The sequence below is a fragment of the Ruegeria sp. AO1 genome (genome assembly GCF_056535985.1).
The window spans coordinates 1195622-1209181 of sequence record NZ_JBQFJC010000001.1; the positions used below are offsets into that span (position 1 = coordinate 1195622).

Here is a 13560-nt window from a genome sequence, read left to right on the forward strand (position 1 = left end):
CATCAGGCCGGCGCTCGCGCTCGAGCTGTTCGTGCCTTCAGCCCCTGTTCGATCCATGATGTGACCTCGAGCGTCCGGGCTGCATCCTCGACATCGATCAGTGGAGGGGCGCCGTCGATTACGTCAAGGAAGTGATCCAGTTGCGCCTCAAGTGGTGCGCGTTGTTGTTCCGGTCGTGTAAGTTGGTCTTTCTGGGCCGGAGTGCCCCAATCCTTTCCACGCCACAGGGTCATGGAGGGAAAACTGACAGCGCCGCTGGTTCCCGTGATCCACATCATGTCCTGACGGGTCGTGCCGATGTTCGGGTTCTCGCCGGTTCCGGCCTCAAACCCCCAAGGGCTAGGTGCGGTGTCGGCAAAACTAATGGTGCCCGTCGCGCCGTTTTCGAACGCGATCGCAACAGCCCCGCTTTCTATCCTATCCGATCCGCGGATTGATGCTCCGGGCAGGGCGACGACATCCGAGATTTCTCCGATCACAAAGCGCAAGACATCGATATCATGCACCAGATTGATCATGACTGGACTGCCATCAGATGTCCGCCAGTTCTGTTCAAAATAGCTCTCGGGTTTACGCATGGCCCACAGCAACGAGACGTTGATGACTTGTCCGATCGTACCTTGCGCGATCACCTCTTTCAGGTGCTGCAAGGTTATGTGATACCGCCGATGGTGGCCTACAAGGCTGCGGACATCGGCCTTGCGAACGGCCGCCCTCAAGCGCTGGGCATCGTCGACCGATGCAGCAACCGGCTTTTCGATCAGCATGTGCCAACCGCGGGATGCGGCCAGAATGCCATGTTCGGCATGCAGGCGGGTCGGCGTCGCGATGATGACGCCATCCACCGGGCCCTCTACCTCGTCCATACTGGCAAAACGCGGCGCGTCGATATGGATCGAGCCATCTGGATCGGCCAACCCGACCAACACGCAGCCGGGGTGCTCGATCACGGCGCGCATGTGGCGGATACCGATCAATCCACCGCCGGCTACAAGGATCCGTTTCACATCACTGCTCCGATTTGCCAGGGAACGAATTCGTAGTCACCCAGGCCCTGCGCCTCGGACTTGGTCCGTGTGCCCGAGGCGACTTGGAGCAACCGTCGGTATATTTCCTGTCCTTTCTCTTCGACGCTGGCGCCTTTGGTCAGAATGTCCCCCGCATCCACGTCCATGTCTTCGGGCATGCGCGCCGCCAATTCAGAGTTGGTGGCGATTTTCAGCGTAGGCGCCGGTTTCGACCCAAAGGCAGAGCCGCGCCCCGTGGTAAAGCACACAAGGTTGCACCCGGCCGCGATCTGCCCGGTCACCGAGGCCGGGTCATATCCGGGGCTGTCCATGAAGGTGAAGCCTTTGACGGTGATGGGTTCGGCGTATTTGAATACACCGGTCAAGGGGGTGGTTCCGCCCTTCGCCGCTGCCCCCAGCGATTTCTCAAGGATGGTCGTCAGACCGCCTTGCTTGTTGCCGGGGCTTGGGTTGTTGTCCATCGAACCGTGATTGCGGGCGGTATAGTCCTGCCACCAATCGATCAGTCCGATCAGTTTTTCCCCAGTTGCGCGACCAAGGGCGCGGCGGGTCAAAAGGTGTTCGGCACCGTAGATTTCGGGCGTTTCCGCAAGGACACCGGTGCCGCCTTGGGCAACCAACAGGTCGCAGGCATGTCCGAGCGCAGGGTTCGCGGTCACACCGGACCAAGCGTCCGATCCACCGCATTGCAGCGCAACCATCAGTTCGGACGCAGGGGTTTCGCTGCGCCGCGCCTCATTGGCAATGGGTAGCATCTGGTTGATCTTGCTGATGCCCATTTCCACGGTCCGGCGCAATCCCGCGACGTTCTGGATGTTCATCGTCTGGAAGGTTGCACTCTGCTTCAACCCATACGCGTCCAGTAGCCAGTCGATCTGGTTCATCTCGCAGCCCAGACCTACCATCAGAACAGCAGCGTGATTGGGATGTTTCGCAAACCCCCACATGACCCGTTGAAGAGCTTCGAAACCGTCGCCGGAATCGGCCATTCCGCAGCCCGTTCCGTGGACAAAGGCCACTACGCCGTCGACGTTCGGAAACTCGGCCAGCTTGTCCGGCGTGAAGTGGTTCGCGATCATGCGGGCCGCAGTCGCCGAACAGTTCACGGTGGTCAAAACGGCGATGTAGTTGCGCGTGCCGACGCGACCGCTGTCCCGGTGGTAGCCCATGAACGTATCGACCGAGGTGGCGGGTTTCGTAGGCCTGTGATCCGTCGCAAACTCGTAGTCCACGCTGGTGTTGCGGAACTCGATATTGTGGGTGTGCACATGGTCGCCAGGTTCGATCATTTGGGTGGCGTAACCGATAATCTGGGCGTATTTTCTGATAGGATCGCCGGGTGCAAGATTTCGCGTGGCAACCTTGTGTCCCGAGGGGATGCGCGCATTGGTCGTGACATCCTCGACCATATTGCCGACCTCCAGGGGCCGAGTTGCAACCACCACGCTATCCGTTCGATCTAAACGTACAAAAGTCATAGTCAGCTTTCCTGGGGGCAGCAGCTAGGCGCAGAACGGCGAGTCCGATGTCCACCGGTGAATATCTATATGCGGTTGTCCAGACAGCCTTGCTCGCGCCGCTTCCCAATTGGACTTGCAGACGCGCCAATCTCGCAGCTCGGTTTCTGGGCGCGATCTGGACCTTGCGATGAAGCTGGGGAAATGGTCTCGACCGGTGGGTTGGCCCGCCGCACTGAAGCGGATGTCGAACGACCAGCGGAACCGGTCCGTTTCATTGACCAGCGAAGCGTGCGGCGTCAGAGGGTGAAACAGGATGATCCCGCCCGCCTTGACAGGAAGGGGCACGGCTCGGCCTTCGTCGATGAACCCGTCGGCAATACCAGTCTGCGTCCGCGCGCAATGCGGCAGGATGGATTGGTCCTGTGCCTTTGGCAACACTTGCAGGCAGCCGTTTTTGACCGTTGCATCGTTGACGGCAATCCACACTGTGACCATGTCGGTCTGGTCCGCATCCTCCAAAGCAACCGCCCGGTCCTGATGCCAGTCTGTCGCGGTGATATGCGCGCGAACCTCGTCCTTGGACAGCTTGAGGGCAGGGGGCTTCAACCGAACGTGCTGGATCGGATTGCTAACCAGCTCTGGCCCAATCAACTGCTCGACAATGTCGAGCATGGGCTGGGCCGTCAGTAAGTCGAACACTGCGGGTCCAATATGGAACGGTGTGTCCGCCATGATCCGATCGCCGGGTAACGAGATGTCCAGCGGTTGAAAATAGTCGCAACCGGCCTGATAGGCGGACAGAAGTTTGTCCCAGAAGGTCATTCCTGACGGTTCGTCCTTGACCAGCCCTTTTTCGTACCAACCGTCATAGAGCCGGTTCAGGACGTCCGAGTATTCGGCCTGTACCCGATCCAGCAAATCGCTGGGAATTACATCCTCGACCACGAGGTATCCGTCCGTCTGGAAATTGCCAATCTGATCTTGTGTCAGCATGGTTGCGACCTCACAACAGCAGCGCGATGATGCCCGGCCAGATCAGAAGAACGGAAAGCGCCAGCAATTGGATCCCGATGAATGGCAGGAAGCCGCGGAAGATATCCGTCAGACTGATATGCGGCGGGGCCACCGACTTCAGGTAGAACGCCGCCGGGCCAAAAGGGGGCGACAGGAAGCTGACCTGCATGTTCATACAGAACACGACGCCGAACCAGATAGCGACATGACTCGGCTCCAACTGGCCAAAGATTCCGATTTCTTCGATGGGAAGTCGCAGGACGATCGGCAGAAAGACCGGAATGATCAGCAGCACGATGCCGACCCAATCCATGAATGCGCCCATGAACAGCAAGATCAGCATCATCACCAGAATGACCAGCATGGTGGGCAGCTCCTGGCCGACGATTAGGTCTGCCACGTATTGGGGCCCGCCAGCAATTGTGTAGGCACCCGCCAGCGCGGCGGCCCCGATCGTAACCCAAATGATGGTGCCTGTGGATTTTAGGGTTCGCATCAAGCTATCCCAAACCAGCTCGAACGATCCTTCACCCCGCAGGATGGCGATGATCAGGACGGCGAAGGCGCCCATACCAGCAGCCTCGGTGATGCCTGTGATCCCGCCGTAGATTGAGCCGAGAACGACGCCGATGACGACCAGCGGCGCAACGAGGCCTTTGCCCATTTCCCACCCGATTTTGGCGCGCTCTCTGCCAAAGACGAAGAAGATCAGCAGAAGGGCAACGATTGTAATGCCGGCAAACCAGGGCAGGTAGTCAGCTGTTCCCAGCCTCGCGGGCTCGCCCTGGCTGGCAGCGTTTGATCCGGAAAGCTCGAAGAACGCGGCCCGGATAAACAGAACTGTGGAAAACCCGGCGACGACGATGCTCATGAAGGCCCCAAACAGTTTGCGTTTTTCAGCCGGTTCGGGGTCGTTCGGGTCCGGCTCCGGCAGCGGAGCGTGATGAGGATTCAACTGCGTGCGGATAATGATGTACAGGATGATCATTGAGGCCAGCATGAAGCCGGGAATGAAAGACGCGGTGAACAGCGACTTGATCGAGGTTTCGGTGATCAGCCCATAGATGATCAAAACGATCGAGGGCGGGATCATAGTGCCTAGCGACCCTGAGGCGCAGATGACGCCGATCGCGAGGTTCTGATCGTAGCCGAGGCGCAGCATCTGGGGCAGGGCGATAAGGCCCAGCAGGACAACTTCACCACCGATGATGCCGGACATGGCCGCCATGATCACCGCCATGATCGAGGTCACGATTGCGATGCCGCCGCGTGTTCTGGACAGCCAGACATTCAACGACGAATACATGTCACGCGCGATCCCGGATCGCTCTAACAGCGACGCCATAAAGATAAACAATGGCACTGATATGAGCACGTAGTCCGTTAAGAGCCCGTATATCTTCTGCGCCAGAATATAGAGCGGTCCAGTACCTGGCCGACCGGTCAGAACCCCGTCGCCAAATGAAAACGGGTTCAAAAGCAGTGTCGGTTCGAACTTCAGGACAAGAACCAGAACCGCAAGGGAAGCCGAGGCCAGACCCAAGGGCATCCCGATCGCCAGAAGCACGATCAGGGCGACCATCAGGATGAGTGAGATTGTTCCAATATCCATCAGTCTTGTCCCACCGCTCGTTTGATCATTTCAATTTCGTCCTCGTCCGGTTCATCTGTGTGGATTTCCGGTTCTTTGTTCCAATCCGCGATTAGGTTCAAAATTGCTTGCATTGCGACGAGCGTAATCACGATCAGCACCATCGGCTGCAACGTCGCTGGGATCGGAGGATTGAAGGCAGAGCCATAAAGCTCCCATTTATAGAGCTTGTTGACGAACACCTGTTTGTAGCTGCCGTAGACCAAAAAGAATGCAAACAGCACGATCAGTATCGTCGAGACCGTATCAAAAACGCGCTGAAGCCAACGTGGAACCGCGTCGTATAGCAGGAATATTCGAATGTGACTGCGTTGCTGCATGGCGTAGTAGCCAGACATCAAAAACACAAAGCTGGCGAACCAGAGTGTCATTTCATTGGCCCACTCGGTCGGCTTTTCCAAGATGTAGCGCATGAAGACTTCGTAGAGCATGACGACAGTCATGATTGCGATCATCATCATCGTCACTCGGCCTATGAACAGGGCGAAACGATCCATAACCGTCGTGCCTTCGAACTCCATCGTAGCTGGGCGCACGGTCTTGGTACCAATCACTGCAAGAAACGGTAGAAGGACAAGCGCGGCCACGTCGATGATGTCGACATACCCCCCGAACACGCCAGAAAATTCGGGCGTGATGTCGCTGCGCAGATATATTTCCGTTACCTGACTTTTGAGGGATTCAGAAGTGTAAGGCAGCCAATCCAATAGGAATGCAGGGAGATGCCAAACAAGCCAACTGGCCGTCGCGACGAAGGCCAACGGTATGAGCCATTCAATTGGTCCGCCTGAATTCTTGTGCATCGCGTAACCCTCGTCCCTATCCTTCGATCCTGTAGTGATCGATAAAGTCTCGATCCGGTTCGACACCCAGTCCAGGGTCAGCCGGGATCGTGACACGGCCGTTATTGGCCTTGACCTGATTTTGAATTTCCAGCGGAACGGTCAGCAGATCGTCCCGAAACTTGTTGTCCGTTGTGTCGAACTCCAGCATCGGCTCCCATGGATGCAAGCCGCCTGGAATTGCTGGCATGGCCGCCAGCAAATGCAGATTGGTTGCGACAGCGATGGCGCTACCCCAGACGTGATTTACGACCGGAGTGAAATGTGCGTGGCATAGGGCTAGTACCCTGAGATACTCTGAAACACCGCCCAAAGCGCATACTTCTGGCTGCGCTATATCTATTCCGCGATTTTCAAGAAGACTGCGCCAGGCCCAGCGATTGAATACCACCTCTCCGCCCGAGATGTTGACTTTAAGCGAAGCGCGCAATTCTCGGTATCCGTCCATGTCTTCTGGCGCGACGGGTTCTTCGAACCAGTATGCGTCTAGTTCTTCCAGCGCCCGACCGACATAAAATGCGTCCGAAGTCGTGTAGGCATGGTTTGCATCGACCATAAAAGGAAAGTCGTCTCCTACTCCGCGTCGAACTGCTTCGCATAGCTGCACATCAGGCTTCGGACCAAGGCCGGTTTTCATTTTAGTGGCGGTAAAACCCATTTCCTTGATCTTTGCGGCTTCATCCTCAAAACGGCAGGCCAGATTAGAAATCGGTTCATCACGGAGCATCATGCCGTAGCCGTAGCAAGGAACGCTTGTGCGATGCGCGCCGCCGACAAGCTTATGGAGGGGGAGGCCAGAGATTTTTCCGGTGATGTCCCAAAGTGCGATGTCCACCCCGGACAAAGCCTGCATTGGCATTCCGCTTTGGCCATGGTCTCGCAAAAGGTTGTACACCTTGTGCCAGATCACGTCTTTGTCCAAAGGGTCCATGCCAAGGACCATTGGCTGGATGACCTTTTCCACGATGGATTTGTTGGCAATGGCTACGTTTCCGGGACCAAAGCACTCCCCCCAACCGGTCACCCCCTCATCTGTCTGAATCTCGACCAGATGGGTTGTTCGCTTGTCGTAATACTGTTGCGAGTAGCCCAGAACTTCCGGCATGTCGTACTGCAGTACGTGACTTATTATTCTGTTGATTTTCATGAAGTTCTGGATCCCGGCGCCGAACCGGAGAGGCCGCAAGCGCGGCCTTTCCGTGTGTCGTAAGTCGGTCGCAGCCTGATTACTGCATTGCGCCCAGGTCACGCAGGAAGTTGATGTGGCTTTCCAGCAGCGCCTGTGCTTCAGGGGTCGTTGCGAACTCAGTCCAACCGACCTGAACGGCCGCGCGATAGGCTGCCAGATCTTCAGGCGTCCATTCGTACAACTGAACACCTTTTGCTTTCAGGTCTTTTGCTGTCTGAGCGTTCTGCACTTCGTTGATGGTCGCATTGTGCAATGCCAGGCTATCCATTGCGACTTCCATGATCTTCTTATGGTGCGCAGGCATCGCTTCCCAAACGTCTTTGCGACATGCCAGGTGATCTGCGGGCATGGAGTGGAAACCGGGATAGTTTGTGTGACCTGCGATCTCGTACAGACCCAGACCCACGTTGTTCGTCAGGTTCGCAGCATCCGCACCATCAATGATGCCGGTTTCCAACGCCGTGAAGATTTCGTTGAAGTCCATCACGATCGGAGAAGCACCAAGTTCCGCGAACACCTTGGTTGCAAGGCCTGGAGGCGAGCGGAACTTCCAATCTTTGAAGTCTTCCACTTTTGCAATCGGCTTGGTCGAAGACAGCGACTCTGGCCCGGGGATCCACCATCCGATGAATTCCATGTCGTAACCGTTGTACAGATCATTTACAGCTTCTCTTCCGCCGCCATGAAGAAGCCAGGCCATTTGCTGATAGGGGTTCTGATACCCGCCGAGCAGGTCGCCCGCAAACTGGAAGGCCGGATTTTTACCGGTCTGGTAGCCGCCGCCCGTCATGTCGCAATCCAGAATTCCCGTAGCTGCGGCGTCGAAGGTTTCAACTGATTTGACCACCGAAGAGGAATAGAACATTTCAACTTCGATTTCGCCGTTCGACATTTCCTGAATGTCTTCAACGAATTTTGCAGCCATCTGGCCAGACAGAGTTTCGGGCGAAAAATGGGTTTGAATTCTAAGCTTCGTGGTTTCAGCCATCGCGAAACCGGCTGCCATTGTCGTGGCTACGGCCGCCACGGCCGCTGTCTTGACTATTTTCATGTTGTCCTCCCAGACGTTGAGCGTTGCGCGGAGAGGGAGATCTTGCCGCCTCCTTTGCCGTCACGCAGATAAACGTTAAGCCGACGAATCGAATGCAACAAGAAGAATTTGAAATTTCTAAAAATTTCGAGATTCTTGCGTAAACTCGAAAATAGGCTTAGGACCCTACTTGGACAAAATTTGAAGGCACATACCGGGATGAAAGAAGAAGTCGATATTTATCAAGACCTTAAGTTGCGCCTTATCTCGAATGGATTCGAGCATGGAGCCAAGGTGCGGGCCGAAGAATTACGTAAAGAGTATGGCTGTTCTGCGAGTGCAGTTCGCGAAGTCCTTTTTCGATTGTCCGCTGTAGGGTTGGTGGACTTTCAGGAACAAAAAGGTTTCCGCGTGCCAATGCGTTCGCCGCAGAAGCTTATCGAATTGACACATGTCCGTGTTTTGTTGGAGGCCGAAGGTACCGCGATGTCGATCCGTAGTGGCGGGGTGGATTGGGAAGCAAGACTGACGGCCGCGCATCACAAACTCAGCCATATCGAAAAACGCATTCACGCCACAGACGACCCGAGCGGCCTTATCGAGATATGGTTTGCATCGGAGAAGGAGTTTCACCAAACGCTCATTTCTGCCTGTGGCTCGGAAACCTTAAAACAAATGCATGGCCGAGTTTACGCGCAATTCAGACAGCAGTTGATGGTGGCAGACCGGAACTTTGAGTTCATTTCTCAGAACATAAGACACCATGCCGATATACTTGAGGCAGCATTGTCAGGGGATGAGCAGTTAACACGAGAGAAAATTCACGATCATCTGAAACGCCACCTAACTGGAAAGACGATGGGCGACTAGCGCCGAAAATCGTCTTCCAAATACACCTGAATGATTTCGTCGAAGCTTGATTCCGCCTCGAACCCCAACTCCAGAGCGCGATCTGTTTGAAAGTCGCGCGGCCAATTCTTGACGATTCGTTCGATTGCCTCGTCGGGTTCTCGCTTGATTAGGCCAACTGCATCTTGACCGGCCACGGCGCGCAACGCCTCGATTTGTTCGGCGACGGTGCAACTTACGCCCGGCATGTTCAAGGCGCGTCTGTCGTTCAAAAGCTGCGTGTCCATTGTTGCAGCATGGGTCAAAAAAGTCGCAGCGGCGCGGGGGCTGGCGTGCCAGTGGCGAACAGTTTCGGTAACTGGCAAGACAGCCTCAACCCCATTCAATGGCTCTCGGATTATACCTGAAAAGAAGGACGAAGCGGCAGCGTTGGCTTTGCCAGGGCGCACACACAAAGTGGGTAAGCGCAAGGAAATACCGTCGATATATCCTTTCCTGCTGAAATCCGTGATCATCAATTCAGAGGCCGCTTTCTGCGCTCCGTAACTTGTCAAAGGTGCCGAGAGGAACTCATCGCTTATCTTGTCGGGGAACGGTGCCCCGAAAACTGCTATGGACGAGGCAAAAACCAGACGAGGTGTGTACTCGCCTCCTGATGCCTCGTGTTCATCCTTGAGTGCGTTCAGCAGTGTCCAGGTTGCCATAAGATTGACATCCCAGCCCAACGCAAAGTCCGTCTCAGCTTGGCCTGAAACGATAGCTGCAAGGTGGAATATGACGTCCGGGCGCTGAGCTGCAACAGACTTGGCGATGCCTGACGTGGTCAAGTTCCCCTCAATTTGCTTACCTGGCGCACTGTCGAGCGGGAATGAGAGATCGAACAGTGAGAGTTGAGCATCTGCTCCAAAAATTTCTTGGGTCGAAATGCGATGGGCCAGTTTCTGGCCAAGCATTCCTCCACCGCCTAAAACAAGGATTCGCGTCACAGCATTCCGTTCCGTTTTTTGAGTTCCAGATACAAAGCCGAATGATCCAGTTCGGCCCCATCCATTTCGTCTATCAGATATTCGAAACGGTCGCGCACGGATTGGGTGCTGGGTAGTTCGACGCCAAGGCTGCGCGCTTCTTCTAGCGTGTTGTCCAAATCCTTTATTTGAAACTTAGACAATCCTCCGGGGACAAAATTCCCATCAGACATGCGTTCGCCATGTTGTTGTAAGATAATGCTATCCGCAAAACCCCCTTTCAGTGCGGCCCTCAACGCGGTCGGGTCTGCACCGCCTTGTTGAGCCAGCAATGTCGCTTCGGCGACAGCCGATATTGTCACAGCGACAATTGTTTGATTGGCCAATTTGCATAGTTGACCGGAACCACTTGGGCCAACATGCACAGGGCGCCCCATTGCTGTCAGAACCGGTCGCACGCGCTCCATAACGTCCTGATCGCCACCGACCATGATCGCGAGGGTGCCAGCTTCGGCACCCTTGGTGCCGCCGGAAACCGGGGCATCCAGATGCTGCACCCCCATTGAGGACAATTGTGCGGATTGCTCTCTGGTGTGTTCGGGTTTGGCGCTGGACATATCAATCCAGATCATCCCCGGTTTGAGTTGTTCGAGGAAAGCCTCGTCAGAAAGTAGCGCGCGGGTCGCGTATCCGTCCGAGAGCATCGTTATTATTACGTCTGCACCCGAAATCGCCAGCGGGGCAGTTTCCGCCAATGTCGCGCCTTCTGCTGCTAACGGTTTCGCCTTTTCCAAGCTGCGGTTCCATACAGTGAGCGGAAATGCGGCGCGCAAAATATTCCTCGCCATGGGAGCTCCCATCAGGCCGGTTCCCAACAGAGCCACTTTGAACTGTTTGCTCATCATCTACGTCCTTCCCAAGGTGCGCCACGCACGGTTATGGCCAAACCAAAATCTCTGTCATACGCTAACGGCTCTGGGCCCACATTCCAGAAGTCGTTGCGAAACCGCCAAGGTTTCTTTGCTTCTCGGTTGACCTGTCGAACGAAACAACACTTGTTCAACCGCCACCTTATGAGTTGGAATATTTATATGTTAGAAAAGCTTAAGGGGAAGCGCGACCTAGCCATAGCCACCTCACAAGGGATGGGAATTGCAAGTACGATTTCATCGGCAAGAAGGGGTGCGAAAGTCTATGCGACGGATATAAACTCCGAAAAGCTAAATTCGATTCGCAGTCAGAATCTCGAAAATCACGAAATTTTCGAGATGTATGTGGCGAACGATTACAGTATTCGTCATGGGGTCACGCGATTGAAGCCTGATGTTTTGTTCAACGGCGACGGGTTCGTGCATCACGGAACTATTCTGGTTGCAACTGATAGTGAATGGGATTTCGCCATGGACTTCGACCTAGGCTCAATAGTTCGCGCAACAAAGGCTGCCGTTGTTGGGGTGACGAAATCGGTGGCCGTGGATTTCATCGCGAAAGAAATTCGGTGCAATTGCGTTCGCCGAGCAATGGTCGACAGTCCCAGCAGGCGTGATCGCGTAGATGCGTTGGGCGAGCAACTGGGCACGAGAAACGGAGCCCTTGCTCGATTTTTGGCGTGCCGGCCTACGGGGCGTGTAGCGAAAGCAGAAGAGATTGCTGCATATGTCGTCTATCCGGCATGCGATGAGAGTGCATTCACCACAGGACACACACGTAAAATTGACGGAGGTTGGTCAGCCCAATGACAAAAGTATCAAAGGACGATCTGCGATCTCGTAAGTGGTTTATGAATTCCGAGAACCTTGAGATGACTGCATTGTATCTGGAAAGATACCTGAATTACGGGTTGACCCGTGCGGAGCTGCAATCAGGCAAACCGATCATTGGCATTGCTCAGACTGGCAGTGATTTGAGCCCCTGTAATCGGCATCATATCGAGTTGTCCAAACGCGTTCGCGACGGAATCATCGCCGCCGGGGGAACGTGCATCGAAATACCGGTCCACCCGATACAAGAAACCGGTAAACGGCCAACGGCCTCACTTGACCGCAATCTGGCTTATCTGTCCTTGGTTGAGAGTCTATTCGGGTATCCGATTGATGGCGTTGTTCTAAACATTGGTTGTGACAAGACCACACCTGCGCTTCTTATGGCCGCTGCGACTGTCAACATCCCGGCGATTGCCTTGTCAGTTGGTCCAATGCTCAACGGTTGGTGGAAAGGCGAGCGCGCCGGATCAGGCACGGTTATCTGGAAAGCGCGCGAAGACCTTGCGGCTGACGAAATCGACACCGATGAGTTCATGGAAATTGCAGCCGCCGCGGCACCTTCGGTGGGTTATTGCAATACGATGGGAACAGCAACTACCATGAATTCGCTTGCTGAAGCCTTGGGTATGCAATTGCCAGGATCAGCAGCCATACCAGCCCCGTATAGAGAGCGCGGTCAAATAAGCTATGAAACCGGAAAACGTATTGTGGACATGGTCTGGGAGGATCTACGCCCCAGCGATGTGATGACACGTCAGGCTTTTGAGAATGCGATTGTTATCAACTCTGCGATTGGCGGATCGACGAACGCGCCGATCCACCTGAATGCAATCGCCCGGCATCTTGGTGTTCCATTGACCAACGATGATTGGCAGAAACTTGGCCACGACGTTCCTCTGTTGGTAAACATGCAGCCTGCGGGTGAGTATCTGGGCGAAGATTACCAACAGGCCGGAGGTGTACCCGCCGTTGTCGGAGAGCTTCTTGATGCTGGATTGTTGCCGCATCCCGATGCGATGACGGTGAACGGCAAGACGATGGGCAACAATTGCTCGGCGCGCCGATCTCAGAATAGCGAAGTAATCAAGCCTGTCGGTAGCCCGGTTAAGCAACAGGCGGGGTTCATCAATCTCTCGGGTAACCTGTTCGAAAGCGCGATTATGAAGACATCTGTGATCTCCAAGGCATTTCGAGAGACCTACCTGTCGAACCCGGATGATCCTAGTGCATTTGAGGGTAGGGCAGTTGTGTTTGATGGGCCTGAGGACTTTCACCATCGGATCGATGATCCCGCAGAAAACATCGACGCAAACTGTATTCTGATTATGCGCGGAGCAGGGCCAAAAGGATACCCGGGTGCCGCAGAGGTCGTGAACATGCGTCCGCCCGCATATTTGATAAAGCAAGGCATCGAAGCCCTTCCTTGCATCGGTGATGGACGGCAATCCGGTACATCAGGAAGTCCGTCTATCCTGAACGCCTCACCCGAAGCTGCAGAGGGTGGTGGGTTAGCCTTGGTACGAAATGGCGACCGACTGCGCATCGATCTTGGCAAAGGCACAGCAGATATGTTGGTTTCGCTCGAAGAGCTGCATGAACGCGCCCGCGACCTGGAGGCAAGTGGTGGGTATGCAATGCCGCCCAACCAATCCCCGTGGCAGGAAATTTTCCGCGAAAAAGTAGATCGTTTGGATCGCGGTATGACGCTCAAGGGGGCAGAAAACTACCGCGATATCGCGCGAGGCTTCATGCCCCGTGACAATCACTAA

The 13560-nt window shown here is 55.1% G+C and carries 12 protein-coding genes; 3 read left to right on the forward strand and 9 right to left on the reverse strand.

What is annotated here, in order from left to right:
- Window positions 1–2 precede the first annotated feature (2 nt).
- The 7 genes from ACR3FB_RS05895 to ACR3FB_RS05925 form a co-directional block, all read right to left on the reverse strand.
- Window positions 3–1007, reverse strand: a complete 1005-nt coding sequence (locus ACR3FB_RS05895) for a Gfo/Idh/MocA family protein (protein ID WP_480564993.1) — start codon at window positions 1005–1007, stop codon at window positions 3–5.
- Entirely contained in the window at window positions 1004–2506 is a 1503-nt protein-coding gene (locus ACR3FB_RS05900) for a UxaA family hydrolase (RefSeq protein ID WP_480564996.1), read from the reverse strand. Before ACR3FB_RS05900 ends, ACR3FB_RS05895 begins: the two co-directional genes overlap by 4 nt.
- A gap of 24 nt (window positions 2507–2530) precedes the next feature.
- On the reverse strand, window positions 2531–3481 hold the full coding sequence (locus ACR3FB_RS05905; protein WP_425083443.1) for a phytanoyl-CoA dioxygenase family protein: 951 nt from the start codon (window positions 3479–3481) through the stop codon (window positions 2531–2533).
- A gap of 10 nt (window positions 3482–3491) precedes the next feature.
- Window positions 3492–5114, reverse strand: coding sequence for a TRAP transporter large permease (locus ACR3FB_RS05910; protein ID WP_170383340.1), 1623 nt, complete (start codon window positions 5112–5114; stop codon window positions 3492–3494).
- Window positions 5114–5956 (reverse strand): TRAP transporter small permease subunit, encoded by an 843-nt coding sequence (locus ACR3FB_RS05915; protein WP_425083442.1) that lies wholly within the window; start codon window positions 5954–5956, stop codon window positions 5114–5116. Before ACR3FB_RS05915 ends, ACR3FB_RS05910 begins: the two co-directional genes overlap by 1 nt.
- Window positions 5957–5972: 16 nt before the next feature.
- On the reverse strand, window positions 5973–7142 hold the full coding sequence (locus ACR3FB_RS05920; protein WP_480565000.1) for a mandelate racemase/muconate lactonizing enzyme family protein: 1170 nt from the start codon (window positions 7140–7142) through the stop codon (window positions 5973–5975).
- Window positions 7143–7221: 79 nt separating this feature from the next.
- Window positions 7222–8235, reverse strand: coding sequence for a TRAP transporter substrate-binding protein (locus ACR3FB_RS05925; RefSeq protein WP_170376099.1), 1014 nt, complete (start codon window positions 8233–8235; stop codon window positions 7222–7224).
- A 198-nt stretch (window positions 8236–8433) separates the two neighbouring features.
- Between ACR3FB_RS05925 and ACR3FB_RS05930 the strand changes: the two genes are divergently transcribed.
- Window positions 8434–9084: a GntR family transcriptional regulator gene (locus tag ACR3FB_RS05930; RefSeq protein WP_480565003.1), complete on the forward strand. Its 651-nt coding sequence runs from the start codon at window positions 8434–8436 to the stop codon at window positions 9082–9084.
- On the opposite strand, the gene denD is transcribed toward ACR3FB_RS05930, so the two are convergent.
- Window positions 9081–10049, reverse strand: coding sequence for a D-erythronate dehydrogenase (gene denD, locus ACR3FB_RS05935; protein ID WP_480565006.1), 969 nt, complete (start codon window positions 10047–10049; stop codon window positions 9081–9083). The genes ACR3FB_RS05930 and denD overlap by 4 nt on opposite strands.
- Window positions 10046–10930, reverse strand: coding sequence for an NAD(P)-dependent oxidoreductase (locus tag ACR3FB_RS05940; RefSeq protein WP_480565009.1), 885 nt, complete (start codon window positions 10928–10930; stop codon window positions 10046–10048). Before ACR3FB_RS05940 ends, denD begins: the two co-directional genes overlap by 4 nt.
- 153 nt (window positions 10931–11083) lie before the next feature.
- On the opposite strand from ACR3FB_RS05940, the gene ACR3FB_RS05945 reads away from it, so the two are divergent.
- Both ACR3FB_RS05945 and ACR3FB_RS05950 read left to right on the forward strand, forming a co-directional pair.
- A complete protein-coding gene (locus tag ACR3FB_RS05945) occupies window positions 11084–11767 on the forward strand; it encodes an SDR family oxidoreductase (protein ID WP_480565012.1) in 684 nt (227 codons plus the stop codon).
- Window positions 11764–13560, forward strand: a complete 1797-nt coding sequence (locus tag ACR3FB_RS05950) for an IlvD/Edd family dehydratase (protein WP_480565015.1) — start codon at window positions 11764–11766, stop codon at window positions 13558–13560. The genes ACR3FB_RS05945 and ACR3FB_RS05950 overlap by 4 nt, the downstream gene beginning before the upstream one ends.

Coding starts and splice junctions, on each gene's coding strand:
- ACR3FB_RS05900 (WP_480564996.1), bottom strand. CDS start 2,506: ATGACTTTTGTACGTTTAGATCGAACGGATAGCGTGGTGGTTGCAACT.
- ACR3FB_RS05905 (WP_425083443.1), bottom strand. CDS start 3,481: ATGCTGACACAAGATCAGATTGGCAATTTCCAGACGGACGGATACCTC.
- ACR3FB_RS05910 (WP_170383340.1), bottom strand. CDS start 5,114: ATGGATATTGGAACAATCTCACTCATCCTGATGGTCGCCCTGATCGTG.
- ACR3FB_RS05915 (WP_425083442.1), bottom strand. CDS start 5,956: ATGCACAAGAATTCAGGCGGACCAATTGAATGGCTCATACCGTTGGCC.
- ACR3FB_RS05920 (WP_480565000.1), bottom strand. CDS start 7,142: ATGAAAATCAACAGAATAATAAGTCACGTACTGCAGTACGACATGCCG.
- ACR3FB_RS05925 (WP_170376099.1), bottom strand. CDS start 8,235: ATGAAAATAGTCAAGACAGCGGCCGTGGCGGCCGTAGCCACGACAATG.
- ACR3FB_RS05930 (WP_480565003.1), top strand. CDS start 8,434: ATGAAAGAAGAAGTCGATATTTATCAAGACCTTAAGTTGCGCCTTATC.
- ACR3FB_RS05940 (WP_480565009.1), bottom strand. CDS start 10,930: ATGAGCAAACAGTTCAAAGTGGCTCTGTTGGGAACCGGCCTGATGGGA.
- ACR3FB_RS05950 (WP_480565015.1), top strand. CDS start 11,764: ATGACAAAAGTATCAAAGGACGATCTGCGATCTCGTAAGTGGTTTATG.